The organism is Mesorhizobium sp. UC74_2 (genome assembly GCF_042701485.1).
In the GTDB taxonomy this organism is placed as follows: domain Bacteria; phylum Pseudomonadota; class Alphaproteobacteria; order Rhizobiales; family Rhizobiaceae; genus Mesorhizobium.
In genome coordinates this window covers 5,769,809-5,793,672 of the sequence record NZ_CP170562.1, presented here as the reverse complement: position 1 = coordinate 5,793,672, position 23,864 = coordinate 5,769,809, and the positions used below count along the sequence as shown (strand labels likewise).

Here is a 23,864-nt window from a genome sequence, read left to right as displayed (position 1 = left end):
CAACTGGAGTGTCGAGATGGCTTCATCCGCCACCGTCTGCGTCATCATCGCAGCCAAGAACGCTGAAACGACGATCGGACGTGCGGTCGCCTCGGCACTACGCGAAAAGCGGGTTTCCGAGGTCGTCGTGGTCGATGATGGCTCGGAGGATGCAACAGCCCAGGTCAGCCTGGAGGCCGATGATGCTACGGGACGGCTGCATATCCTTCGTCTCGACCGCAATCATGGACCGGCCCATGCCCGCAACCGGGCGATCGAACATTCCAAGGCCCCGCTGATCGCCATACTGGATGCCGACGACTTTTTCCTGGAAGGACGTTTCGATGCCCTGGTCGACGGTGAAGACTGGGACTTTGTTGCTGACAACATCGTTTTTATCGACAGCCGTGGCGCGCATGGCACCGAACCGCACGTCCCATATTTCGAACCAGCCCCTCGCTTCCTGGACCTCGAAGGTTTCGTCGAGGGCAACATATCGAAGCGCGGCGCTTCGCGTGGCGAGATCGGGTTCCTCAAGCCCATCATGCGCCGCGCCTTCCTGGACACCAATGGCCTGCGCTACGACGAGCGCCTGCGGCTGGGCGAAGACTATGACCTCTATGCGCGCGCATTGCTGAAAGGCGCACGCTACAAGGTCGTTCACGGCTGCGGCTACGGTGCCGTCGTGCGCCCCGATTCGCTCAGCGGCAAACACCGGACCGATGACCTCAAGCGGCTCTACGAAGCCGATCTGGCCATGCTGTCCGGCCCATTGCCGGCAACGGCAAGGACCATGCTGAGCCGCCATGAACGTCATGTCCGTGGCCGCTATGAGTTGCGCCATTTCCTCGACGTCAAGGCTTCTCGGGGCCTTGCGGGAGCCGGTATCCATGCCTTGCTGCGTCCCGCCGCGCTGCCGGCGATCGTTGGCGGCATAGTCGGCGACAAACTGGACGCCCGGCGGGCACGGCAACGGCCTGTCAGCGACGAGCCGGCACCGCCGCGCTATCTGCTGCCAGCCCGTATCGGCGCTCAGAGATAGTCCCGCCGCACGTCCGCAAGCACTTCACGGAAGCGGTCCTTCTTTTCCGACAGCATCGCATCGCTGCTCAGCTGTGGCCGCGCCTTGCGCGCCTGCCACAATGCCAGCGTCGACGGCGCCGCCAACACCTGCTTTGCCACGGAGCGCAGCATCGACGGTGGCGGGTCGTTGCGCATTATCACCAAAGCATTTCCGCTTTTGCGCTCCAGGACTTCGGTATGATCGGGTCGGCCTGTATCGTGTACCATCGCTGCCGGCGTCTCGAAATCGAAGCCCCAGAATCGTGCTCCCTTGGTGACCGCCTCTGCCCGCGACGAGATCGGGATCTGTCGGGGTCTGTAGTCCACACCCAGCGACGTCGCCCAGTCGCGCCACTTGAACGAATTGATGGAGCGGGACGTCGTCACCGCCACCCACGGCACCCGGAAAGCGTCGGCCAGGATCGCGGCGTGCATTGATTCGGCCACCACCAGATCCGCCTGGGCGATCGCCCGGATCACCGACCTGGCTTCCCCGCATGGGTCGACATAGCCCAGTCCGGCCGCCTGGCAGACCAACGGCCAGATGCCGCCGACCGTCGATTCCCAATGCGGAACGAAGATCGCACCGCCAGTCCTTGGCAGATCGCGGAACTCCGGCATCTCGGCCACCATCACGGCAGGGTCGATGATGCCCAGTTCCGGCGCCAATCCAAGCTTCTGCGCCGTGAGCGGCCCGCGCACCGCGCGGGTATCCCATTCTTCCCTGTCGGACAGATCCGGCAGCGAGCCATAGCCAAAACCGCTACCGACGACGAGCTTCTTCACGCCGGCCGGCAGCAATGCCTGATTGAGCACGGTGCCGACCCCAACCAGAAGCACGTCGGGATGGACGTTGCGGAAGCCTGGCAAGAGGAAATCCCAGAGCCACAGGTTGAGATCGTCGCCAAAATTGCCGTGTGCGGATTCCCAGTAGAAAGGTTGCATCACAGGGTCCTATTTCGCGATCTTGGAAACGGCGAGATTGACGGCGCTGCGCAGGAGTTTCGGATCGCGCCAGGCCCACGCAGCCAGTTGCTTGAATTGCGGTGCCTTGCGAGCCTTCACCAGCCGCGCCTGTCCCCACAGCGCCTGATTGCGTGCCGTCTGCTTGTAGTTCTCGATCGACGCACGGTCTTCGGCAACATGCTGAAACCGGCTTTCCAGCTGGTCGAGCGCCACCCAGGTGTTGAACTGCTGTTTCAGGAACTGCGGCGAATCACTGTCCAGCCCATGGAAGATGTTGATGCCTTCGCCGCGTACGGCGCCGAAGCTCTCGGAAAGCACCGTGCGACGGGAGCTTCTCACGCAGTCGTAGAAGAAGAGCACGTCTTCGGCTGCCAACCGCAACGAGGCATCGAAGCGAACCTTGCGGAACAGGGCCTCGCCGATAACCATGCATGACAGGTGCATGAAGCTCCAGTTCTTCAGCATGGTTGCGCCGAGCGCCGGGACCTCGACCAGAGGCGGCTGCTCGGAAAGACGGACCACCTGTGTCACAGCGGCCAGGTCGGCCACCCCGAAGTGGTAATAGAAGGCATCGCCACCCTTGATCGAGGCCCAGTAACAATCCGCCTCAAAAAGTGATAGGCCTGCCACGGCATTCTTCAGGTGGTCGGGGGTCCACTCGTCGTCGGAATCGAGGAAGGCGGCATAGTCAGTGTCGGCGCCGATATGATCCAGACCGGTGTTGCGTGCACCGCCCGGTCCTGCATTCGGTTGTTTTACAACGGTTATTCGCGCCCGCTCGGCGGGGCTGAGGTTTTCGAGATCGCCTTCGGCCGGCAGCGGAGAAGCATCGTCGACGACAATCACATCAAAATCCGGATGCGTTTGCGCGAACACGGATCTCAGTGCGCGGGCCAGGATTCCCGGCTCTCGCTGGTAGTAAGGAATGATGACAGTGCATTTCGTCATTTTTTCGCGCCTTCAGGAGTTTAGGAACCCGCGCAAGTGGTTCCGATGATTCCGGTCGGTGCCCCCCGTCCAGAGCTCGCTGACGCACGGCCCGCTCGTTCAAACAAACGGTGCTCGTCACATGCCGGCTGCTTTTAACCTGAAAAGCGTGACAAAACATGTCGGCCGGAGCGAGCCTCCCAAGACCAGTACATTCGGGCTGAAATTTGTCGCCTCTCCGGCGATGTCCCGCGAACCCATCGCAGCAATCGAAAAGGATTGATCCCCGTGACCAATATTCTCGTCGTCGGCGGCGCCGGATACATCGGATCCCACACCTGCCTGGACCTGGCCGGGAGAGGTTTCACACCGGTGGTCTATGACAATCTGAGCAACGGTCACGCTGAATTCGTGAAATGGGGACCGCTGGAGCGCGGCGATATCCGCGACCGCGAGAAGCTTGCCGCAGTGATCGAGGCGTATCGACCGGCTGCAATCGTGCATTTCGCCGCTCTCATCGAAGTCGGCGAATCGGTGAAGGCGCCGGCTGCCTTTTATGACAACAATGTCGCGGGCACCCTCTCCCTGATCCTTGCCGCCCAGCAGGCCGGCATCGACAAGCTGGTCTTCTCGTCGACCTGTGCCACATACGGCTTGCCGGTCGATGTCCCCATGCGGGAGACGCATCCGCAGAACCCGATCAACCCTTATGGCCGCTCCAAGCTGATCGTCGAGCAGATGCTGTCCGATCTGGATCGTCATCAGGACTTCCGCTCTGTGGTCCTGCGCTATTTCAATGCCGCGGGAGCCGATCCCGAGGGGCGGATCGGCGAACGGCATTCCCCAGAAACGCATGCCGTTCCGCTGGCCATCGACGCAGCGCTTGGCCGTCGCGACGGCTTCAACGTCTTTGGCACCGACTATGACACGCGCGACGGCACCTGCGTGCGCGACTTCATCCACGTCTCCGATCTCGCCGACGCGCATGGGCGCGCCGTCGAATATCTGCTTGGTGGTGGCGAAAGCGTTGCCCTCAATCTTGGCACCGGCACCGGAACCACGGTGCAGGAATTGCTGACGGCGATTGCGACGGAAGCGGGCAAGCCGTTCCCGATTCGCCGCGAAGGACGCCGCGAGGGTGACGCTCCCGTTCTGGTCGCCGACAACGCCAAGGCAAGGTCAGTGCTGGGCTGGAGGCCCAGGCATGATCTCGGTTCCATCGTCCGCACCGCCTGGCAATGGCATGCCTCGACGGGGCTGGCTGCGGCAGAGTAAGATCGTCGCGGTGGGCGGGTAGGGTTGCGAACGGCAGGAGAAGGGACCGGCCATGGCCTTATTCAAATTCAACGCACGCAAGCCGTTCCGCGTCCGGAGCCTGCGGCGGGACCGTGAGACCGACGCAACCCGCGCCGCCCGACTGCTTGGGCTGGTCGAAGGGTTGCGCAAGGAGATCGAGCGTGAAAGGGACGGCCTGCGTGATCGTCACGAAAGCATCTCGGCTCAGGCTGCCTTCTCGCAGCAGGCACTCGAAGACGGCCAGGACACATCGATGTCGCCGGTCATCAACGATCTCACCGATGTGATGATCCGCTACTCGGCACGGATCGCTGCCCTCGAGAAACAGATCGATTTTGTTACCGGTCTGCGAGCACAGGCCGAGCTGTTTCCCTATGAAAATGAAGAGATCGCGACGCCCGCCCCAGCCCCTCGTCGGCGGCTGGCTTAACCGACGATCACAAAAAGTTACCGCATCGACGGCAGGAATGTGGGTTGGCGTCACATTGTGATCCGCTAATCTATTCTATGTGCATTGCAACATTCGCCCGAAATTGACGCGGGTCCGCCGCCCTGGTGAGAACCCAAAACGAAAGTAGCAAGCGGTATGGCTGCAAGTATGAGAATACCGGCGCGAGCCGGCCTGAACTGTTGTCTGGTGGTGGCGTCGGTATTGTCCGCGTCCATGGCTGGTATCGTTCCAGGCCGTGCTGAAGATCAAAAAGAACCTAAGGCGACGGGCAAGTCTTTCGTCGAGAACTTCGACAAGCTCGACAAGAAGCGCTGGTATGTTTCCGATGGCTGGTCGAACGGCGACCACCAGAATTGCACCTGGTCGGCCAAACAGGTGAATGTCTCCGATGGAATCCTGAAGCTTGGCTTCCAGGCTGAACCCAGCAAGGGCCGCAGCAATGTCTGTGGCGAGGTGCAGACCAACAAGCGCTTCAGCTACGGCACTTTCGAGGTCCGCATGAAGGCTGCGGCGGGGTCCGGCCTCAACACCGGCTTCTTCTCCTTCATCGGTCCGGTCCACAAACAACCGCATGACGAGATCGACTTCGAAGTGCTGGGCAAAGACCCTTCGAAGGTCCAGGTCAACCAGTATGTCAACGGCAAGAGCGTCGGCTCGGCCAGGCTGGTCGATGTACCTGGGGGTGCCGACAAGGAATTCCACGACTACGCCTTCGTGTGGCAGCAGGATCGCATCGCCTGGTATGTCGATGGCAAGCTGGTCGAGGAAGCCACCGACCCGGCCAAGTTGCCCAGCCATCCTGCCAAGATCTATCTCAGCCTGTGGGGCAGCGACACGCTGAAATCCTGGATGGGCACCTTCTCCAGCCCTCCGCAGCAGATCATCGCCGAGGTGGATCGTGTCGCCTACACAGCCCCCGGCGACGCCTGCCAGTTTCCGGAATCGATCGTCTGCAAGCTGAACAAGAGCACGCAGTGAGCGCGGTCTTTCATCCGCGCCCCGTGGCGCTGCGACACCCGGGACGATTTCAAGGAATTGTTGCATCTGCCGATGGAGGCCAACCACCCGTTAGGCGCGACCTTTGCTTCAAAATCGCCGCAACAATTCTTCGAAATCGCCCAAGCTGACGGTCCGGCCATGCTGAATATCCTCTACCTGGTCCACGATCTTTGCGACCCGGCGGTACGCCGGCGCGTGACGATGCTCCAGACCGGCGGTGCCGCCGTGACGCTCGCGGGTTTCCGCCGCGCCGAGACGGTGCCGGATTTCGAAGACCTGTCGCCAATCGATCTTGGCGTCACTGCCGATCGCGCTTTCGCCCAACGCGTTGCGGCCGTCGCCAAGGCGGCCTTCTCGCTCGGCGCCAGGCTTGGCACCATCCCGAAACCCGACATCATCATCGGTCGTAACCTCGAGATGCTGGCCCTGGCCAACCGGGCGCGCAGCATTTTCGGTGGATCCGCACCGATCGTCTACGAGTGCCTGGACATCCATCGTTTCCTTCTCGACACAGGCGCCGTTGGAAGAACGCTGCGTGGCGCCGAACGGCTCTTCAGCCGCGATGCGCAGTTGTTGCTGACCAGCTCTCCCGCCTTCGTTCGTGACTATTTCGAGGCTTTCGGCCAGACCCGGGCGCCAGCTGTGCTGCTGCAGAACAAGATGCTCGACCTGAGCGGCAAACCGGCCCAGCCGGCGAAGCTGCCGGCCCCGCCCGCGAACGGCCAACCCTGGAGGATTGGCTGGTTCGGCGCATTGCGCTGTGCCAAATCGCTGAAACTGCTGGCAGATTTCACGCGCCGCATGCAGGGGCGTTTCGAGGTCCTGTTGCGCGGCCGACCGGCCCGCGTCGAGTTCGACGATTTCGACGGCTTCGTGCGTGCCGAACCCCACCTTTCGTTCCAGGGTGCCTATCGCAACCCGGACGATCTCGCTGCCATCTACGGCGAGGTGCATTTCTGTTGGGCCATCGACTTCTTCGAGGAGGGCCTGAATTCGAGCTGGCTGCTGCCGAACAGACTTTATGAAGGCTGCCGCTTCGGGGCGGTGCCTATCGCGATGAAGGGAACCGAGACGGCACGTTTCCTTGCCGACCGCCACATCGGCCTGCTGCTTGACGAGCCGTCCGTCGAGAACCTCTCTGCACTGGTGGGCGACATCGACACCGACACTTATCTCGAGCGCCGAGGCAAGATAACCGCTCAGGATCTCGGCACCTGGATCTGTGTGCCGGATGACTGCCGTTCGCTGGTGACGCGACTGGGTCGCCTTGCCGGCAAGGAACAGCAGGACATCTTGCTGGGGGTCGCGGCATGACGGCCCTCGACACGAAGATGGCTGCCGTCCCCGCAAGCGAGGAGGCACAAGTCGCAAACGGAGCGGCCGCTCGGTGCATGGTGGTGATTCCTTGCCTGAACGAGGCCCGGCATATCGGCGCCCTGCTGACCGAACTTTCCGAACCTGCCGAGCGGAACGATCTGCGCATTGTCGTCGCCGATGGCGGCAGCACCGATGGCACCCGCGACATCGTTCGCGAGATCGCTGATCAAAACCCCCGCGTCGTCCTGCTCGACAATCCACGACGCCTGCAGAGCGCCGCCGTCAATCAGGCGGTCGCCGCCTATGGCGGCGAAGTCGATTTCTTCATCCGTATCGATGCCCATGGCGGTTACCCGGCAAACTATTGCGACCGTCTGATCGAGGAGGCTTCGGCCACCGGCGCTGACTCGATCGTCGTCTCGATGGCGACAAAGGGATTCGGGCTGTTCCAAAAGGCGACCGCGGTCGCGCAGAATTCGAAACTGGGCAATGGCGGCTCACCGCATCGCGAGGGCGCGCCAGGCCACTGGACCGATCACGGCCACCATGCGCTGATGCGCGTCGAGGCCTTCCGCGCCGTCGGCGGTTATGACGAGAGCTTCAGCCACAACGAGGATGCCGAGCTGGATTACCGGCTTCGTGCCGCCGGCTATCGCATATGGATGACTGACAAGACCTTCATGACCTACTATCCGCGTGCCTCGGCATCCGCGCTGTTTCGCCAGTATCTCGGCTACGGCCGCGGCCGGGCTCGCAACATCCTGAAGCACCGCACCTGGCCGAAACTGAGACAGGCGATTCCGCTTCTGGTCTTTCCGGTTGTCGTCGGTGCTTCGCTGGCCTTCCTCAGCCTGTCGGCCCTCGTTCCCGCCGGCCTTTGGATCGCAGCCTGTCTCGGCTACGGCGCCTGGATGGCGATCGGACAGCGCAATCCCTACGCCCTGCTGGCCAGCTTCTGCGCCATGATCATGCACCTCGCCTGGTCGATGGGTTTCTGGCTGCAGCTTCTCGGTTCGTGGAAACGCGGAGAGGCGGCGTCGTGACCCAGAATGGCTTGCCCCCGTCACCGAAGATCCAGGTCGACGTCTGCGTTTGCACCTACCGCAGGCCCTATCTGGCGGAAACCCTGCGCTCGCTCAGCGCGCTTGAACGGCCGTCCAATGTCCAGGCGCGCATCATCGTTGCCGACAACGATACAGCGCCCAGCGCGCAGGAGTTGACGGCATCGCTCGCGCCGATCCTGCCCTTCGAGCTGACCTATATCCATTGCCCGGCGTCCAACATCTCGCTGGCGCGCAACGCTTGCCTCGATGCCGCCGACGGCGACTTCGTCGCCTTTGTCGATGACGATTCCACGGTGACGGCCGGCTGGATGGCCGCACTGATGCAAATTGCCGGGACCACCGGTGCCGATGCCGTGCTTGGCCCGGTAAGATCGATCTATGCCGCAACCGCCCCCGGCTGGATGCGTCGCGGCGATTTCCATTCGACCAATCCGGTTTGGGTCGATGGGCAGATCCGCACCGGCTACAGCGGCAATGTGCTTCTACGCCGCGCGTCTCCCCATGTCGAAGGACGACGTTTCAATCTTTCGCTCGGCAGGACCGGCGGCGAGGACACTGAGTATTTTTCGCAGCTTCATGCGGACGGCGGACGCATCGCCTATGCTGAAGATGCGCTGGTGCTCGAACCCGTTCCCGAGGAACGCGCCCGGCTGCAATGGCTGGTCAAGCGCCGCTTCCGCTCGGGCCAGACCCATGGCAGGCTGCTCGCCAGCCAGCAGACGGGCAGAAGGCCGCTGCAGATCGGACTGGCGGCAGCCAAGGCCGCTTATTGTTTTGCGAGTGTCGGCGCTTTTGTTGCTGTTGCGCACAGACGCAACCGCCAGGCACTTCGCGGCATCATGCATGTCGGGGCGATCAGTGGGCTGCTCGGGGTCCGTGAAATCAGCCTCTATGGTGACCAGCCAGCGAGAGGGCGCACCCATGCAGCCTGACGTCAGCTTCGTCATCGCGGCCTACAACGCCGGGAACTCGGTTGCACGCGCCATCGAGAGCGCGCTCGATCAGCGCGACGTGTCGGTTGAAGTCGTGGTCGTGGACGATCGCTCAAGCGATCGCACGGTCGAGATCGCCCGCGCTTTTCCGCCGGAGCTGGTCAAGGTGATCGCGCTGGACCAGAACCGTGGCCCCGGCGGCGCGCGCAACGCCGGCCTGGAAGCCGCCCGCGGTCGCTGGATCGCAGTGCTTGATTCCGATGACACCGTGCATCCGCAACGCCTGCGGCGCATGATCGCGAAAGCCGAGGCACAAGGTGCCCAGATCGCTGTCGACAATCTCGAAGTGGTGCGCGACGGCGAAGGCACCCGCGAAGCGATGTTCGAAACCAAGCTTCTCGAGGCCCATTCCGAACTCGCGCTCGCCGATTTCATCGCCGCCAACATCATGTTCGAAAGCACCTTCTCCTTCGGCTACATGAAACCGATCTTCGAACGAAGCTTCCTGGAACGACACCAGCTGCGCTACGACGAGACCCTGCGGATCGGTGAGGACTATATCTTCCTGGCTTCGGCCATGGCCAAAGGCGGCCGCTGCGTCGTCGAACCAGGCGTTGGTTATGCCTATCACATCCGCGAAGGCTCGATCTCGCGCGTACTGGAACTACGGCATGTCGAGGCGATGCTGAGGGCGGATGCTACCTTCCTCGAACAGCACAGGCTGGATCCGCGTGCCGCCGCCGCGCAGACACGCCGCACCCGCAGCCTCAGACAGGCAGCATCCTTCCTCAAGCTGGTGCAGCATCTGAAGGCGCGCGCGCCGATCCTTGCCGCAGCCACGGCGCTGCGCGATCCGGCCGCACTTCGGCATCTGGGCATGCCGATCGCGGCGCGATTGCGCCGGCTGGCGGCAACCTTGCAACCTGGCCGGACATCATCGGAAGCCGGCTGAACAAACCACTTTTGAAATTGGGCGGAGGGGCTCGATTTGCAAACAGGGATGACGTGATGAAAAAGGTGAGAAAAGCGGTGATACCGGTTGCCGGTTTGGGCACGCGGTTCCTGCCGGCCACGAAGGCCATGCCGAAGGAGATGCTGACGGTGGTGGACCGCCCCGTCGTGCAGTATGCGGTGGACGAGGCGCTGGAAGCCGGCATCGAACACATCGTCTTCGTCACCGGCCGCAACAAGCATGTGATCGAGGACTATTTCGACATCCAGCCCGAGCTGGTGGAGACACTGACGCGCTCCGGCAAGAACGAACAGCTGGCGTCGCTGACCCGCATGCAGCCGCAGCCGGGTACGATTTCCTTCACCCGCCAGCAGGCGCCGCACGGCCTGGGCCACGCGGTGTGGTGCGCCAGGGATATCGTCGGCGACGAACCCTTCGCGCTTCTGTTGCCCGACATGGTCTCGTTCGGCGATCGTGGCTGCCTTGCCGGCGCCATGGACCTCTATCTTGAAACCGGCGGCAATGTCGTCGCGGTCGAACAGTGCGATCCGCTCGAAACCGGCAGCTACGGCATCGTCGGCAAGGGTGCCGGTGTAGGCGCGGGCTTTACCATCACCGAAATGGTGGAAAAGCCGGCGCCTGAGGCCGCCCCCTCCAATCACTACATCAACGGCCGCTACGTGCTGCAGCCCGAGATCTTCGACATTCTTGGCACGCAGGAACGTGGCGCTGGCAATGAAATCCAGCTTACCGACGCCATGGTACGGCTGTCGGAGAGCCAGAAATTCTATGCCTCTCCGTTCGAAGGCCGCATGTTCGATTGCGGTTCGAAGGACGGTTTCATCCAGGCCAACGTCGCCTTCGCGCTCGCGCGCAAGGACATTTGCGACCTGGTGTTCGAACCGATCGAGGAGATGATCGCTTCGCAGGCACGTCGCAGCCGCGCCGCCTGACGCGCATCGGCCCAAAAATCGGAATCGATTTTCGGAAAGCACGATGCGTGGATTCAAACTCCACGACGCGCCACGGCCATCTGGCCGTGGCCGATTTTTTCATTTCGCGACGGAGCACCGGAGCAGCCATGAACCAGGGAAGTTATCCGTTGAAGCCCATGTCCTCGGAAGATTCATCGGACTTCATTGATCTCGACGCCTTGCTGGCGGCAGCACGCCGGCAGGCTCGGCTGGTCGGCCTGTTCGGGCTGATCGGCCTGGTTCTCGGGGTCGTCTATCTCGTGGCGACACCGCCGCAATACACTTCGGGAACGCGGATCCTCCTCGATGACAGTCTGACCCGTTTTGCCGAAGACAAGCCAGCCCCGCCCGCCGGTCCGCAGGCCGACGCGATGGTGTCATCCGAGGTCGAAATCCTCAAATCCAGCCGTCTCGCCCGCGCCGTCGTGCTGGCGGAGAAACTTCAGGACAACGAAGCTTTCCTCGACCCGCCACGCTCGCCGCTCAGCGCGCTGAAAGCCACGATCAAAAGCGTGGCAGGCTTCTTCTCGTCGCGCTCCGAAGAAGAACCCGGTTCAATACAGGACGCCAAGATCGGTCGCGCCATCGGCATCCTCCAGGACGGGGTCCACGCCGAACGCGTCGGCCGCAGCTTCGTCATTGATCTCTCCTTCACCGCGCCGGATCCCAAGCTGGCCGGCACGATCGCGCGCGCCTATGCCAACGCCTATCTGTCCGATCATCTCGACGCCAATTTCGACGCCACCCAGCGCGCCACGGTATGGCTGCAGGGCCGTCTCGACGAACTGCGCGAAAATTCGCAGAAGGCAGCGCTCGAGGTCGAGCAATTCCGTGCGGCCAACGGGCTGACGGCCGCGCGTGGCGAACTGATGTCGGAACAGCAATTGTCCGATCTCAACAAGCAGGTCATCCTGGCTCAGGCCGATACCGCCAATGCGCTGGCCCGCTACAACCAGTTCAAGGCGATCGTGGACAGCGGACCCGAGAACGCGGTCAAGAACGCCACCATCCCGCAGGAAAAAGGCGCCAGCGGCAGCAACAGCGCCGCCATCAACGAGATGAAGGCGCGCTATCTCAACGTCAGCAAGCGCGAACAGGACATCTCCAGCCGTTTCGGACAGGACCACGCGCAGGCGGTGGCGCTGCGCGCCGAGCAGGCCAACCTGACCAACCAGATCTATGCCGAGTTGCAACGGCTCACCGAAAGCTACCGCAACGAATACCAGGTCGCGAAATCGCGCGAGGATTCGCTGCGCGGCAATGTCGGCGATTTGGCCGGCCAGAATTCTCAGACCGGCCAGGCGCAGGTGAAGCTGCGCGATCTTGAGCAGAAGTCGCAGGCCCTCAACACACTCTACCAGGCCTTCCTTGCCCGCTACGAGCAAGCCGCGCAGCAGCGCTCCTTCCCGATCGCCGAGGCCCGTGTCATCTCGACCGCCGGCAACCCGACCTCGGCATCCAGCCCGCGCAAGACCATGGTGCTCGGCCTGTCCTTGGTACTCGGCCTGTTCGCCGGCGCGGCAGCAGGTGCCGTCCAGGAATTCCGCGAGCGTTTCTTCCGTACCGGCGACGACGTACGGGACGCACTCGACCTGAATTTCCTCGGCTATCTGCCGGCGATCGGCGGCCGTTTCGCCGACGCCCGGCCGCGAACGCAACCGACCGATGCGCAGGTCGCGAATTCCTCCGGACCGGAAACCGTCACCCCTCGCATCCTGAGGGTGGCGATCAACCAACCGGCCTCTTCCTTCGCGGAGACCTTGCGCAACGTCAAACTGGCCAGCGACGTGGTCCTTCACCGGACCAACGGCAAGGTGATCGGCTTTGTCTCGGTGCTGCCGCGCGAAGGCAAGACGACCACCGCCGCCAATTTCGCCGGGCTGCTCGCTGCCAATGGCGCCCGCACTCTTTTGATCGATGCCGACTTGCGCAATCCAGGCCTTAGCCGCGGCCTGTCGCTGACCCCCGACAAGGGCCTCGTCGAGGCATTGGTCGGTGAGCAGCGCTGGCAGAGCGCCTGCCTGGTCGACCGCAAGACCAAGCTCGTCATCCTTCCCGCCGTGGTACGCCGGCGCCTGTCGCACACCAGCGAACTCATCTCGGGTCCGGCCATGGCGGCACTGCTGGAAGAGGCACGCAAGTCCTTCGACTATGTCGTTGTCGATTTGCCGCCACTCGGGCCCGTGGTCGATGCCAAGGCTTTTGCGCCGCTCGCCGACGGCTTCGTGCTGGTGGCCGAGTGGGGCGCCACGCCGCGCCTTCTGGTGCGCTCCGCCTTGCAGGCCGACCGCCAGATCGCGGCAAAGACCCTCGGCGTCGTCTTGAACCGCACCGACATGAAGAAACTGGCGAGTTACGGCATGTTCGGCGCGGCCGAGCAGTATCTCGACCGTTATGCGTCCTACTATGTCGAGCAGACGGTGACGGAGCCCGAGCCAAACCGCACGGAGCCCGCTTGATCGGGTGACGGAAGGCGCCGCATATCCGGCCGGCCGGTCGCGTTCAGTCTTCCTGGGTCAAGTTGCTGAGGTAGCGCCCCTTGTCCTGCCAGATGCGCAGGGCTGTCAGCCGGCCGCTGAAGAAGGCGCCGGTGTCGAGATTGACACGCATGCCTTCGCGGCCGGCTTGCTCGACCGGCGTATGCCCGTGCACCACATAACGCGAAAGCAGGTGCGCGCGCTCGAAGAAGGCCGAGCGGATGAAGACGAGATCCTCGTCCGTCTGCCTGTCCAGCGGAACGTCAGGCCGTACGCCGGCATGAACAAAGATGTACCGCGCGGTTTCGACCAGAACCGGCATCGAGCGCAGCAGCGCAAAATGAGCCGGCGAAATCGATCTGCGGATCGCATCGTCGACCTGTTGCTGATCGCGAAAGATCTCGACCAGCCGTCGATGATCGATGCCGTACGACTGCAGCGTGCTTTCCGCGCCCATGCGCAGCCAGGCGGCAAGACTGGACCGCCCCTCGAGATAATCGAGCATGGCAAGCTCATGATTGCCGGCCAAACAGATGCGCTCCAGACCCTCCGGCGGATGCGCCGCGAGATGGTCGAGCACCTGCGCCGACGCAGGACCACGATCAACATAATCCCCCAGCATGATGATGAGCTTGCGGCCAGGCAGCGTCGCCGCGTCGCGAACAATGGCGTCTTCCAGCGCCAGAAGCTCGTCCAGGCAGCCATGCACGTCGCCGATCGCATAGACGACAGTGTCCGCCATATCGAGACGCAGGCGCGCCAGGCGCGCCCGGGCGCCAGCCGCTCTCAGGCCGAGAATGCGTCCGACATGCTTGATCATCTGGCGTTTTTCATGATCGCCCGGGTCCTGGCAATGGACCGGCACAGTCGCCGGCACACCCTGTTACCCCGGGTAGTACTTTGTGAAGCCGTCAAACGGTCCGAATCCCCTAACCTAGTCTTCGGGCCTCACACATCGCCCGTTCATCGCTGCGTCTCTGTGCTCCGCCTCCTGAGAGACCGCACCGCTCGCCGCTCCGTCAATCGGAGCCGACCTTGTCGAGGAGACGAATCTTGAAAAACAATGTGTCCCGCCCCTCGCCCGTCCCGGCTGTTCCGCCGTTAGTGTCCGACCGTGTCAGAATTGCGCGCGTCCTGTGCATCTTTTTCATGATGTTCGTCCACGTGCAGCCGGGCATCATGCAAAACATCGAGGATCGCGATACCGCCATCTTCGATTTTGTCTATTTCGCCTTCACGCGCCTTCTCGGTTTGAGCTCTGTTTCGCTGCTCAGCGTGGTTTCAGGTTATTTCATCGTCGCCAGTCTGCTCAAGACCGATCCGCTTGCGCTGGCGCGATCGAAGTTCAAGACGCTGATCGTACCGCTCGTGGCCTGGAACCTCGTCATGCTGGCGCTGCTGGTCGCCTACGGTTTGATGACCGACAGGTGGCAGGATATGCCGGACCCGACGCTGCTCAGCTGGGCGAACGCGCTGTTTGCCGTCACCGCCTGGCCGGCCGACGTGCCTTTGTGGTTTTTGCGCGACCTGTTCATCTGCTGCCTCCTGGCGCCCGTGCTCTATCAAGGGCTGAAACACTTCGCACTGGCCACCATGGGGCTGCTCGTCATCTACGCGCTGTTCGGCGAAGACCTGTATGTGATGCAGCGGCCGCAACTTCTGTTGTTCTTTTCCCTCGGCATGTGGCTGCGCATTGCAGGAACCGGCGCGGCAACCATCGACAGGCTGTCCTTGTTTCTGGCGGCCGGGCTCGCCGCGATGACTGCGATCTTCATTGCCATTCGCGTCCAGAACATTCTGATCAGCGAGATGAACGATCAGCTGCGCATCACCCTCGACACCCTGTTGCGCATCACCATGGCTGGCGGTTTCTGGGTGCTGACCGGCCTGATCCGGCATTCCGGGTTCGCAGCAACCTTCATACGGCTCGAGCCGTATTCCTTCGTGCTGTTCTGCAGCCACGCCATCCTGTTCAATTTCGCCGGCATCGTCTTCCGGCGTTTCTTCGGCGACTACGGCTCCAGCCTGTTCCCGATCACCTTCTTCACATTACCGCTTCTCGCGGTCCTGTGCGCTGTCATCGGCCTACAAATGATCCGCCGTTCGCCGACATTGCTGTTCCTGCTCAATGCCGGCCACAACGTGCCGCCATGGCGAAAAGTCGTGGTGATCGAAGAGGGCAACAAGGATGCGGACCGCCGACGCGCGCGCGCCTGACGCCCAGCTCCCTCGCTCTCTCCATCCTGCGGCAAAGAGCGAGGTCTTCATGATGTCATGCCTCAGCCGTCCGCCCGGAACGTCTGGCGCTGGCTGCCGAGCCCTTCGATGCCGAGTTCGACGACGTCGCCATGCTTCAGGTAACGCGGCGGCTTCATGCCCATGCCGACGCCGGGTGGCGTGCCGGTGGAGATAATGTCGCCGGGATGCAGGCTCATGAACTGTGACAGGTACGAGACCAGAAAGGCGACGCCATAGACCATCGTCCTGGTGGAGCCGTTCTGCATCGTCTCGCCATTGACGGTGAGCCACATCTTGAGGTCCTGCGGGTCCTTGATCTCGTCCTTGGTCACCAGCCATGGCCCGGTCGGGCCGAAGGTGTCGCAGCTCTTGCCTTTGGTCCACTGTCCGGAACGCTCGGTCTGGAAAGACCGCTCCGACACGTCATGGGCGACGCAATAGCCGGCGACATAATCCAGCGCCTCGGCTTCGGAGACATATTTGGCGGTCTTGCCGATGACGACGCCGAGTTCGACTTCCCAGTCGGTCTTCTGCGACCCGCGCGGAATCAGCACGTCGTCATCCGGTCCGACGATGGCCGAAGTGGCCTTCATGAACACCACCGGCTCCGGTGGCACCTGCAGACCGGATTCGGCGGCATGGTCGGCATAGTTGAGCCCGATGCAGATGAATTTACCCGTACCGGACACACAGGCGCCAAAGCGCGGCTTGCCGGAGACTGCCGGCAGTGTTTTCGCATCGAGCCTGGCGAGGGCGGCGAGCGATGCCGGATCCAGTGCCTTGCCCCCGATGTCGGCGACATAGCCGGACAGATCACGGATGGTGCCGTCCGCATCGATGAGACCGGGCTTTTCGGCGCCGGCGGCGCCATAGCGAACAAGTTTCATACAGTCCTCCAGTTCAAATTCGGCTGTTACGGCAATTCCAGCAAAAGCGCGCAGCGTTTCGCATTCGGAATTGCGCGAAAACAAAGAGTTAGACCGTCCAGCCACCATCGATGGCGTATGCCTGACCGGTGGTGTACGTGGCACCGGCGAGATGCACCGCGAGCGCTGCGATCTCTTCCGGCGTTCCGAGCCGGCCTGTGGGTTGGCGGGCAAGAAAAGCCGCGCGCGCAGCTTCGTAATTGCCCTGCGCACGCATGCGCCCCTCCAGTGAGGGGCTGTCGACGGTACCGGGGCAGATGGCGTTGCAGCGGATGCCCTTGGTGATGAAGTCCGCCGCGACAGCCTTGGTGAGTCCGATCACCGCCGCCTTGGTCAGGCCGTAGACGAAGCGATTGGGGACGCCCTTGATGCTCGAAGCCACCGACGACATGTTGATGATGACACCATCGCCGCGCTCGATCATCCCTGGCAGCACGGCCTGTATGGTGCGCACCATCGCCTTGACGTTGAGGTCGAAGGCGAAGTCGAGATCGCCGTCCTTCATCTCCAGCACCGATCCGGAATGGACGAAGCCCGCGCAATTGAACAGCACGTCGACGCGGCCGATCTTTGCGAAGACCTGCTTGACCGCCGCATCGTCGAGGACGTCCAGCTTGCGGACCTGGATACCCTTTGTCCTGCCCAGTTCGACGAGCAAAGGTTCGTTGATGTCGGTGGCCACGACACTCGCTCCCGCTTCGGCGAAAGCGATTGCGCTTGCTCGCCCGATGCCTTGCGCGGCTGCGGTCACGACCACGGTCTTGCCGTCGAGTGAACCCATCGTCTTCCTCCTCGATGCCGGCGCGGCCTGGCTTTGAGTTGCCTTCGCGCCGGGACCGCACCTTAGAGCAATTCCGGGAAAAGTGCGCAGCGGTTTTCCGTTCGAAATTGCGTAAAAACAAAGAACTAGAGCGTTTCAGCGTTTCCGTTGATAACGGAAACGTTCTGGAAAAGGGCGGTTGCCTTGACCACGGCGTCTTGCCGCCGGTGCAGCAAAAAAGCTTCCCGCCAAGAAGCATTTCCTTCCCGGTGGAATGATGCTCTCATGGCCGAAGCAGGGCGTGCCTTCGCCGCCGCATCAAGGAAGCGCGCCATGATCTTCGACACCCATCTGCACCTGATCGACAGGCAGGCGCTGCATTACCCCTGGCTCGGCAACGTTCCGGCGCTCAACCGGGACTTCCTGCATGAACAATACGCGCTCGAGGCCCGCCGTGCAGGCATTGAAGGCGCGTTCCACATGGAGGTGGATGTCCACCCGGACGACATCGAAGCGGAAACCGCCCACATGAAGGCCTTGGCGGCCAACACGGACAGCCTGCTGCGTGGCGCCATCGCTTCTTGTCGCCCCGAAGAGAGCGGCTTTCCGGCCTATCTTGAGCGCGTCCGCAGCGATCCATTCGTCAAGGGCTTCCGCCGCGTGCTGCATGTCGTCCCGGATGAGGTCTCCGAGGGCACCTTGTTTCGCGATAACATCAGACGGATCGGCAGCGGTCTCACATTCGATCTCTGCGTGTTGCCGCACCAGATCCCCAAGGCCATCGCGCTGATCGACCTCGCGCCCGACACGACATTCGTGCTCGACCATTGCGGCGTACCGGACATCAAGGGCGCAATCGAACATCCCTGGCGCGAGCACATCATCGAGATTTCCCGCCGGCCGAACGTGGTGGCAAAGATCTCGGGCATCGTCGCCTATGCAAATCCGGATGAATGGTCCGTCGAGACGCTGCGGCCCTATGCAGAACATGTGATAGCGAGCTTCGGCTGGGATCGCGTGATCTGGGGTAGCGACTGGCCGGTCTGCACGCTGGGCGGAGGGCTCTCAACATGGATCGCTGCCACGCACGCTTTGCTCGCCGGCACGAGCAGCGACGAACGAACGAAATTGCTGTCGGCCAACGCCAAACGCATCTGGAGCGTCTAGATACGCGGCAAAATCAGGACCACTGAGGAACTCAGCCATTTCCAACAATAAAAAAGCCGGGTTGAAGCCCGGCTTTTTTGAACTCTGTGCAAGCAACCCGTCAGGCAGGCAGGATCGCGCCTTCCAGCGTGGTGAGCTGGTGCAGGAACTGCTCCGCCTTGGTGCGGGACGCATCGTCCTTGGCGTCGGCGATATCCTCGCGCGCCTCCTGATGCGACGGGCGATGTCTGCCCGGTCGATGTCCCCGACAGCGACCGCGGATTCTGCAAGCAGCGTGCAGCCCGAAGGCAGGATGTCGGCGAAACCGCCGAACACCACGAAGCGCTGGACATTGCCGGAAGCCGGCTTCACCGTGACGACGCCCGGCTTGATGGTGGTCATGACCGGAGCATGCTCCGCCATGACGGTCATCTCGCCTTCCGCACCCGGAATGACGACGGACTCGACCTCTTCCGAGACAAGCAGACGCTCGGGCGAGACCAGTTCGAATTTGAAAGCTTTAGCCATGTCGTCTCACTAACGCTCGGAACGAAACGCGCGGACGACATCGCCCGCGCGATTGCTTTTTGCGATCAGGCCGCTTCTGCAGCCAGACGCTGGGCCTTCTCGACCGCCTCGTCGATGTTGCCGACCATGTAGAAGGCGGCTTCCGGCAGGTGATCGTAGTCGCCATCGCAAAGGCCCTTGAAGCCCTTGATGGTGTCGGCGAGGTCGACCAGCTTGCCAGGTGCACCGGTGAACACTTCCGCGACGAAGAACGGCTGCGACAGGAAGCGCTCGATCTTGCGGGCGCGGGCAACCGTCTGCTTGTCCTCTTCCGACAGTTCGTCCATGCCCAGGATGGCGATGATGTCCTGCAGCGACTTGTAGCGCTGAAGGATCGACTGCACCTGGCGGGCGACCTGATAGTGCTCGTCACCGACGATCAGTGGATCGAGCATGCGCGAGGTCGAATCCAGCGGATCGACGGCCGGATAGATGCCCTTTTCCGAGATGGCGCGGTTCAACACGGTCGTCGCATCCAGGTGCGCGAACGAGGTTGCCGGCGCCGGGTCGGTCAAGTCGTCGGCAGGCACGTAGATGGCCTGCACCGAGGTGATCGAACCCTTGGTGGTGGTGGTGATGCGTTCCTGCAGCGCGCCCATGTCGGTGGCGAGCGTCGGCTGATAACCCACGGCCGAAGGAATACGGCCGAGCAGAGCCGACACTTCCGAACCCGCCTGGGTGAAGCGGAAGATGTTGTCGACGAAGAACAGCACGTCCTGGCCCTGGTCACGGAAGTACTCGGCAACCGTCAGGCCGGTCAGAGCGACGCGGGCGCGGGCTCCCGGCGGCTCGTTCATCTGGCCGTACACGAGTGCTGCCTTCGAGCCTTCACCGCCGCCCTTCTTGTTGACGCCCGATTCGATGAACTCGTGATAGAGGTCGTTGCCTTCGCGAGTGCGCTCGCCGACACCGGCGAACACCGAATAGCCGCCGTGCGCCTTGGCGACGTTGTTGATCAGTTCCTGGATGAGAACGGTCTTGCCGACGCCGGCGCCGCCGAACAGGCCGATCTTGCCGCCGCGGGCATAGGGAGCGAGCAGGTCGAGAACCTTGATGCCGGTGACGAGGATCTGTGCCTCCGTCGACTGGTCGACATAGGCCGGTGCCGGCTGGTGGATGGCGCGAATCTCGACGCCCTTCACAGGACCGGCTTCGTCAACCGGCTCGCCGATGACGTTGATGATGCGGCCGAGCATGCCCGGGCCGACCGGAACCGAGATCGGAGCGCCGGTGTCATAGACCAGCTGGCCACGCACCAGACCTTCGGTGGAGTCCATGGCGATGCAGCGCACGGTGTTTTCACCGAGGTGCTGGGCGACTTCGAGAACCAGGCGGTTGCCGACGTTCTCGGTTTCCAGCGCGTTCAGAATCGCCGGCAGATGGTTGTCGAACTGCACGTCGACAACGGCGCCGATGACCTGGCGAACCCTGCCGGCGGCACCGGTGGCCTTGACCGCAGCGGTCTTGGCCGGAGCCTTCGTTGCCGCAGCCGCCTTTGCCGGAGCCGCTGCCTTGGCAGGAGCAGCCGTCTTCGCTGGTGCCGCAGCCTTGGCCGGAGCGGCCGCCGCCTTCTTTGCCGGAGCGGCCTTTGCCTCCGCCGGCGCCTTGGAAGCAGCCGCGGCCTTCGCCGGTGCCTCCTTCTTCGGGGTCGCTGCTTTCGCCATCGTGTTTACCCTTTTCCGTCCGTTTGGTTACCGCGTGCTCCGAGCGAAGGCCGCCTGCCTTCGCGGTTCACGCTTAGAGCGCCTCGGCGCCCGAAATGATTTCGATCAGTTCCTTGGTGATCTGCGCCTGGCGCTGGCGGTTGTACGTGATCGACAGTCTGTTGATCATGTCGCCCGCGTTGCGCGTCGCATTGTCCATCGCGCTCATCTTGGCGCCCATCTCACCGGCTGCGTTTTCCAGCAACGCCCGGAAGATCTGCACCGCGATGTTGCGCGGGATGAGGTCGGAGAGGATTTCGCCCGGCTCCGGCTCGTATTCGTAGACAGCGGCACCGTTGGCGGCTTCGCCCGAGGTTTCTGCTGCCGCAGGAATGATCTGCTGCGCGGTCGGAATCTGGCTGATCACCGACTTGAAGTTCGAATAGAACAGCGTGCAGACGTCGAACTGACCGTCATTGAACAGGCCGATCACCTTCTTGGCGATGGCGTCTGCGTTCACGAAGCTCAGCGTACGCACTTCGCGCAGGTCGACGCGATCGATGATCAGCGAAGCATAGTCGCGACGCAGGATGTCGAAGCCTTTCTTGCCGACGCAGATGATCTTCACCTGCTTGCCGGCCGAGAGAAGTTTGCGGACATGGTCGCGAGCCAGACGCGCGATCTGCGAATTGAAGCCGCCGCACAGGCCGCGCTCGGCCGTGCAGACGACGAGCAGATGCACGTCGTCCTTGCCCGTGCCGGTCATCAGCGCAGGAGCGTCACCGCCGCCGCCGACAGCCTGGGTGATGTTGGCCAGCACCGCGCCCATCCGCTCGGAATAGGGACGCGCCGCTTCCGCGGCCTCCTGGGCACGACGCAGCTTCGCCGCGGCGACCATCTGCATCGCCTTGGTGATCTTCTGCGTCGCCTTGACGGAGGCGATGCGGTTACGAAGGTCTTTTAGTGAAGGCATGCTTCAAACCCGGTCCCGTCTTCCGTCGCCTTACGCGAAGGTCTTGGCGAAATTGTCGATCTCGGCCTTGAGCTTGCCGCGCAGATCGTCCGACAGCGCCTTCTCCTTGCGAATCGCATCGAGAACCGCCTTGCCGGTGGTGCGCATATGCGAAAGCAGACCCTGCTCGAACTTGCCGACCTGGTTGACTGCCAGCTTGTCCAGATAGCCGTTCACACCAGCGAAGATCACCGCGACTTCTTCTTCCGTCTTCAGCGGCGAGAACTGCGGCTGCTTGAGCAGCTCGGTCAGGCGTGCACCACGGTTCAGCAAGCGCTGCGTGGCGGCATCGAGATCGGAGCCGAACTGCGCGAAGGCCGCCATTTCGCGGTACTGCGCGAGTTCGCCCTTGATGGAGCCGGCGACCTGCTTCATCGCCTTGATCTGCGCCGACGAGCCGACGCGCGACACCGACAGACCGACGTTCACGGCCGGACGGATACCCTGGAAGAACAGGCTGGTTTCGAGGAAGATCTGACCATCGGTGATCGAGATCACGTTGGTCGGGATGTAGGCCGACACGTCGTTGGCCTGCGTCTCGATGATCGGCAGCGCGGTCAGCGAACCGTTGCCGTTGTCGTCGTTGAGCTTCGCGGCGCGCTCGAGCAGACGGGAGTGCAGGTAGAAGACGTCGCCCGGATAAGCTTCGCGGCCCGGCGGGCGGCGCAGCAGCAGCGACATCTGACGGTAGGCGACGGCCTGCTTGGACAGATCGTCGTAGGAGATGAGGGCGTGCTTGCCGTTGTCACGGAAGTATTCGCCCATGGTGCAGCCGGTGAACGGCGCCAGGAACTGCATCGGCGCCGGATCCGAAGCGGTGGCGGCGATGATGATGGAGTAGTCGAGCGCGCCGCGCTCTTCCAGCACCTTCACGAACTGCGCGACGGTCGAGCGCTTCTGGCCGATGGCGACGTAGACGCAGAACAGCTTTTCCGCCTCGGGGCCGGTTTCGTGCACCGACTTCTGGTTCAGCATGGTGTCCAGGATGATGGCGGTCTTGCCGGTCTGACGGTCGCCGATGACCAGTTCGCGCTGACCGCGACCAATCGGGATCAAAGCGTCGATCGCCTTGAGGCCGGTCGACATCGGCTCATGCACCGACTTGCGGGGAATGATGCCGGGAGCCTTCACGTCGACGCGGCGACGTTCGACAGCCTTGATCGGACCCTTGCCGTCGATCGGGTTGCCGAGAGCGTCAACGACGCGGCCGAGCAAACCCGGGCCGACCGGAACGTCGACGATGGCGCCGGTACGCTTGACGGTGTCGCCTTCCTTGATGTCGCGGTCGGCACCGAAGATAACCACGCCGACATTGTCGGCTTCGAGGTTCAGCGCCATGCCACGGATGCCGCCCGGGAACTCGACCATCTCACCGGCTTGGACGTTGTCGAGACCGTAGACGCGGGCGATACCGTCCCCCACCGACAGAACCTGACCAACTTCGGAGACTTCGGCTTCCTTGCCGAAGTTCTTGATCTGGTCTTTCAGAATTGCGGAAATTTCCGCGGCGCGGATGTCCATCAGCCGACCTCTTTCAGTGCAAGCTTGAGCGAATTGAGTTTGGTTTTAAGCGACGTGTCGATCTGGCGCGAGCCCATCTTCACGATCATGCCGCCGAGCAGCGAAGGATCAACCGTAACGGTGATCGCGACGTCCTTGCCGGCGACGGCTTTCAGTGCGGTCTTCAGTTCTGCTTCCTGAGCCGAAGTCAATGCATGCGCCGACGTCACCTCGGCAGCAGTCTCGCCGCGATGCTCGGCAGCGATGCGGCGGAACGCCTTGATCATGCCGGGCACGGCGAACAGACGACGATTGCCGGCCACCACGCGCAGGAAGTTCCCGGCGAGACCTGCGATCTTGGCCTTGTCGACAATGGCGGAAATGGCGCGAACCTGCTCCTCGGTGGTGAACACCGGGCTTTCGATCAGGCGCTTCAGATCGGCGCTGTTGGCGAGCAGAGCGTCGAAGCTGTTGAGATCGGCTTCGACCTTGGCGACGGATTTCGCCTCGAGCGCCAGCTCGAAAAGCGATGACGCATAGCGTTCTGCGACAGCGGAGATTGGCGAGGACGTTTGGGCCACGGACCGTCTTTTCTCTTGTCTGAGAGGCCGCAGATCGTTGGCGCGAGCGAAAACTCTGGCTAAATCTTTGACCTTACTGCATTTTTTCAAGCCAA

The 23,864-nt window shown here is 62.6% G+C and carries 22 protein-coding genes and 1 pseudogene; 12 read left to right on the top strand and 11 right to left on the bottom strand.

All coding sequences use genetic code 11. The features are described 5' to 3' along the window. Window positions 1–16: 16 nt before the first annotated feature. Window positions 17–1,021 (top strand): glycosyltransferase family 2 protein, encoded by a 1,005-nt coding sequence (locus ACFJIU_RS28250; RefSeq protein ID WP_379065576.1) that lies wholly within the window; start codon window positions 17–19, stop codon window positions 1,019–1,021. Here ACFJIU_RS28250 and ACFJIU_RS28245 read toward each other — a convergent pair. Together ACFJIU_RS28245 and ACFJIU_RS28240 are read right to left on the bottom strand one after the other, a co-directional pair. After that, a complete protein-coding gene (locus tag ACFJIU_RS28245) occupies window positions 1,012–1,986 on the bottom strand; it encodes a polysaccharide pyruvyl transferase family protein (protein WP_379065574.1) in 975 nt (324 codons plus the stop codon). The genes ACFJIU_RS28250 and ACFJIU_RS28245 overlap by 10 nt on opposite strands. 9 nt (window positions 1,987–1,995) lie before the next feature. Further along, the gene (locus tag ACFJIU_RS28240; RefSeq protein ID WP_379065572.1) at window positions 1,996–2,955 is read right to left on the bottom strand and encodes a glycosyltransferase family 2 protein; all 960 of its coding nucleotides are present in this window, start codon (window positions 2,953–2,955) and stop codon (window positions 1,996–1,998) included. Between the two features lie 261 nt (window positions 2,956–3,216). Here ACFJIU_RS28240 and galE point away from each other — a divergent pair, with 261 nt between their 5' ends. The 9 genes from galE to ACFJIU_RS28195 all read left to right on the top strand — a co-directional run bounded on the left by galE (window position 3,217) and on the right by ACFJIU_RS28195 (window position 13,378). Next, on the top strand, window positions 3,217–4,209 hold the full coding sequence (gene galE / locus ACFJIU_RS28235; RefSeq protein ID WP_379073254.1) for a UDP-glucose 4-epimerase GalE: 993 nt from the start codon (window positions 3,217–3,219) through the stop codon (window positions 4,207–4,209). 52 nt (window positions 4,210–4,261) lie between these two features. Beyond that, window positions 4,262–4,660 (top strand): hypothetical protein, encoded by a 399-nt coding sequence (locus tag ACFJIU_RS28230; RefSeq protein ID WP_379065570.1) that lies wholly within the window; start codon window positions 4,262–4,264, stop codon window positions 4,658–4,660. Window positions 4,661–4,816: 156 nt separating this feature from the next. Continuing rightward, on the top strand, window positions 4,817–5,659 hold the full coding sequence (locus ACFJIU_RS28225) for a glycoside hydrolase family 16 protein (protein WP_379065568.1): 843 nt from the start codon (window positions 4,817–4,819) through the stop codon (window positions 5,657–5,659). Window positions 5,660–5,818: 159 nt separating this feature from the next. Continuing rightward, window positions 5,819–6,994 (top strand): glycosyl transferase family 1, encoded by a 1,176-nt coding sequence (locus tag ACFJIU_RS28220; RefSeq protein ID WP_379065566.1) that lies wholly within the window; start codon window positions 5,819–5,821, stop codon window positions 6,992–6,994. 17 nt (window positions 6,995–7,011) lie between these two features. Continuing rightward, complete coding sequence (locus tag ACFJIU_RS28215; RefSeq protein WP_379073253.1) at window positions 7,012–8,040, top strand: glycosyltransferase family 2 protein; 1,029 nt, start codon at window positions 7,012–7,014, stop codon at window positions 8,038–8,040. Further along, window positions 8,037–8,993 carry a glycosyltransferase gene (locus ACFJIU_RS28210; protein WP_379065564.1) on the top strand — a complete coding sequence of 319 codons (957 nt, stop codon included), beginning with the start codon at window positions 8,037–8,039 and terminating at the stop codon, window positions 8,991–8,993. Before ACFJIU_RS28215 ends, ACFJIU_RS28210 begins: the two co-directional genes overlap by 4 nt. Then, window positions 8,983–9,945: a glycosyltransferase family 2 protein gene (locus ACFJIU_RS28205; protein ID WP_379065562.1), complete on the top strand. Its 963-nt coding sequence runs from the start codon at window positions 8,983–8,985 to the stop codon at window positions 9,943–9,945. Before ACFJIU_RS28210 ends, ACFJIU_RS28205 begins: the two co-directional genes overlap by 11 nt. A gap of 56 nt (window positions 9,946–10,001) precedes the next feature. Further along, window positions 10,002–10,898 (top strand): UTP--glucose-1-phosphate uridylyltransferase, encoded by an 897-nt coding sequence (locus ACFJIU_RS28200; protein ID WP_379065560.1) that lies wholly within the window; start codon window positions 10,002–10,004, stop codon window positions 10,896–10,898. Between the two features lie 128 nt (window positions 10,899–11,026). After that, a complete protein-coding gene (locus ACFJIU_RS28195; RefSeq protein ID WP_379065558.1) occupies window positions 11,027–13,378 on the top strand; it encodes a polysaccharide biosynthesis tyrosine autokinase in 2,352 nt (783 codons plus the stop codon). Between the two features lie 43 nt (window positions 13,379–13,421). On the opposite strand, the gene ACFJIU_RS28190 is transcribed toward ACFJIU_RS28195, so the two are convergent. Beyond that, window positions 13,422–14,216, bottom strand: coding sequence for a metallophosphoesterase family protein (locus tag ACFJIU_RS28190; RefSeq protein WP_379065556.1), 795 nt, complete (start codon window positions 14,214–14,216; stop codon window positions 13,422–13,424). 329 nt (window positions 14,217–14,545) lie between these two features. Here ACFJIU_RS28190 and ACFJIU_RS28185 point away from each other — a divergent pair, with 329 nt between their 5' ends. Continuing rightward, complete coding sequence (locus ACFJIU_RS28185; protein ID WP_379065554.1) at window positions 14,546–15,613, top strand: acyltransferase; 1,068 nt, start codon at window positions 14,546–14,548, stop codon at window positions 15,611–15,613. A 62-nt stretch (window positions 15,614–15,675) separates the two neighbouring features. Here the strand turns inward: ACFJIU_RS28185 and ACFJIU_RS28180 are convergent, their stop codons facing one another. From ACFJIU_RS28180 to ACFJIU_RS28170, 3 genes are all read right to left on the bottom strand, one after another. Next, window positions 15,676–16,521 carry a fumarylacetoacetate hydrolase family protein gene (locus ACFJIU_RS28180; protein WP_379065552.1) on the bottom strand — a complete coding sequence of 282 codons (846 nt, stop codon included), beginning with the start codon at window positions 16,519–16,521 and terminating at the stop codon, window positions 15,676–15,678. An 88-nt stretch (window positions 16,522–16,609) separates the two neighbouring features. Further along, window positions 16,610–17,341, bottom strand: coding sequence for an SDR family oxidoreductase (locus ACFJIU_RS28175; protein ID WP_379065550.1), 732 nt, complete (start codon window positions 17,339–17,341; stop codon window positions 16,610–16,612). 125 nt (window positions 17,342–17,466) lie between these two features. After that, the gene (locus ACFJIU_RS28170) at window positions 17,467–17,667 is read right to left on the bottom strand and encodes a hypothetical protein (protein WP_379065548.1); all 201 of its coding nucleotides are present in this window, start codon (window positions 17,665–17,667) and stop codon (window positions 17,467–17,469) included. On the opposite strand from ACFJIU_RS28170, the gene ACFJIU_RS28165 reads away from it, so the two are divergent. Then, window positions 17,654–18,487, top strand: coding sequence for an amidohydrolase family protein (locus tag ACFJIU_RS28165; RefSeq protein ID WP_379065546.1), 834 nt, complete (start codon window positions 17,654–17,656; stop codon window positions 18,485–18,487). The two genes, ACFJIU_RS28170 and ACFJIU_RS28165, sit on opposite strands and share 14 nt — an antisense overlap. Window positions 18,488–18,587: 100 nt before the next feature. Here the strand turns inward: ACFJIU_RS28165 and ACFJIU_RS28160 are convergent. From ACFJIU_RS28160 to ACFJIU_RS28140, 5 genes and pseudogenes are all read right to left on the bottom strand, one after another. Beyond that, a pseudogene (locus ACFJIU_RS28160) lies at window positions 18,588–18,994 on the bottom strand (F0F1 ATP synthase subunit epsilon). A gap of 65 nt (window positions 18,995–19,059) precedes the next feature. Next, on the bottom strand, window positions 19,060–20,697 hold the full coding sequence (gene atpD, locus ACFJIU_RS28155) for a F0F1 ATP synthase subunit beta (RefSeq protein ID WP_379065544.1): 1,638 nt from the start codon (window positions 20,695–20,697) through the stop codon (window positions 19,060–19,062). Between the two features lie 73 nt (window positions 20,698–20,770). Next, entirely contained in the window at window positions 20,771–21,649 is an 879-nt protein-coding gene (locus ACFJIU_RS28150; protein WP_379065542.1) for a F0F1 ATP synthase subunit gamma, read from the bottom strand. Window positions 21,650–21,679: 30 nt separating this feature from the next. Continuing rightward, window positions 21,680–23,209: a F0F1 ATP synthase subunit alpha gene (atpA, locus tag ACFJIU_RS28145; protein WP_379065540.1), complete on the bottom strand. Its 1,530-nt coding sequence runs from the start codon at window positions 23,207–23,209 to the stop codon at window positions 21,680–21,682. Next, window positions 23,209–23,769 carry a F0F1 ATP synthase subunit delta gene (locus ACFJIU_RS28140; RefSeq protein ID WP_379065538.1) on the bottom strand — a complete coding sequence of 187 codons (561 nt, stop codon included), beginning with the start codon at window positions 23,767–23,769 and terminating at the stop codon, window positions 23,209–23,211. The genes atpA and ACFJIU_RS28140 overlap by 1 nt, the downstream gene beginning before the upstream one ends. Window positions 23,770–23,864 lie beyond the last annotated feature (95 nt).

Bases quoted from the DNA above. Each gene is read 5' to 3' on its own strand.
- ACFJIU_RS28205 (WP_379065562.1), top strand. From the start codon at position 8,983: ATGCAGCCTGACGTCAGCTTCGTCATCGCGGCCTACAACGCCGGGAAC.
- ACFJIU_RS28150 (WP_379065542.1), bottom strand. From the start codon at position 21,649: ATGCCTTCACTAAAAGACCTTCGTAACCGCATCGCCTCCGTCAAGGCG.
- ACFJIU_RS28185 (WP_379065554.1), top strand. From the start codon at position 14,546: ATGATGTTCGTCCACGTGCAGCCGGGCATCATGCAAAACATCGAGGAT.
- atpA (WP_379065540.1), bottom strand. From the start codon at position 23,209: ATGGACATCCGCGCCGCGGAAATTTCCGCAATTCTGAAAGACCAGATC.
- ACFJIU_RS28175 (WP_379065550.1), bottom strand. From the start codon at position 17,341: ATGGGTTCACTCGACGGCAAGACCGTGGTCGTGACCGCAGCCGCGCAA.
- ACFJIU_RS28165 (WP_379065546.1), top strand. From the start codon at position 17,654: ATGATCTTCGACACCCATCTGCACCTGATCGACAGGCAGGCGCTGCAT.
- ACFJIU_RS28250 (WP_379065576.1), top strand. From the start codon at position 17: ATGGCTTCATCCGCCACCGTCTGCGTCATCATCGCAGCCAAGAACGCT.
- ACFJIU_RS28225 (WP_379065568.1), top strand. From the start codon at position 4,817: ATGGCTGCAAGTATGAGAATACCGGCGCGAGCCGGCCTGAACTGTTGT.
- ACFJIU_RS28240 (WP_379065572.1), bottom strand. From the start codon at position 2,955: ATGACGAAATGCACTGTCATCATTCCTTACTACCAGCGAGAGCCGGGA.
- atpD (WP_379065544.1), bottom strand. From the start codon at position 20,697: ATGGCGAAAGCAGCGACCCCGAAGAAGGAGGCACCGGCGAAGGCCGCG.
- ACFJIU_RS28195 (WP_379065558.1), top strand. From the start codon at position 11,027: ATGAACCAGGGAAGTTATCCGTTGAAGCCCATGTCCTCGGAAGATTCA.
- ACFJIU_RS28230 (WP_379065570.1), top strand. From the start codon at position 4,262: ATGGCCTTATTCAAATTCAACGCACGCAAGCCGTTCCGCGTCCGGAGC.
- ACFJIU_RS28215 (WP_379073253.1), top strand. From the start codon at position 7,012: ATGGCTGCCGTCCCCGCAAGCGAGGAGGCACAAGTCGCAAACGGAGCG.
- ACFJIU_RS28245 (WP_379065574.1), bottom strand. From the start codon at position 1,986: ATGCAACCTTTCTACTGGGAATCCGCACACGGCAATTTTGGCGACGAT.
- ACFJIU_RS28220 (WP_379065566.1), top strand. From the start codon at position 5,819: ATGCTGAATATCCTCTACCTGGTCCACGATCTTTGCGACCCGGCGGTA.
- ACFJIU_RS28190 (WP_379065556.1), bottom strand. From the start codon at position 14,216: ATGATCAAGCATGTCGGACGCATTCTCGGCCTGAGAGCGGCTGGCGCC.
- ACFJIU_RS28200 (WP_379065560.1), top strand. From the start codon at position 10,002: ATGAAAAAGGTGAGAAAAGCGGTGATACCGGTTGCCGGTTTGGGCACG.
- ACFJIU_RS28180 (WP_379065552.1), bottom strand. From the start codon at position 16,521: ATGAAACTTGTTCGCTATGGCGCCGCCGGCGCCGAAAAGCCCGGTCTC.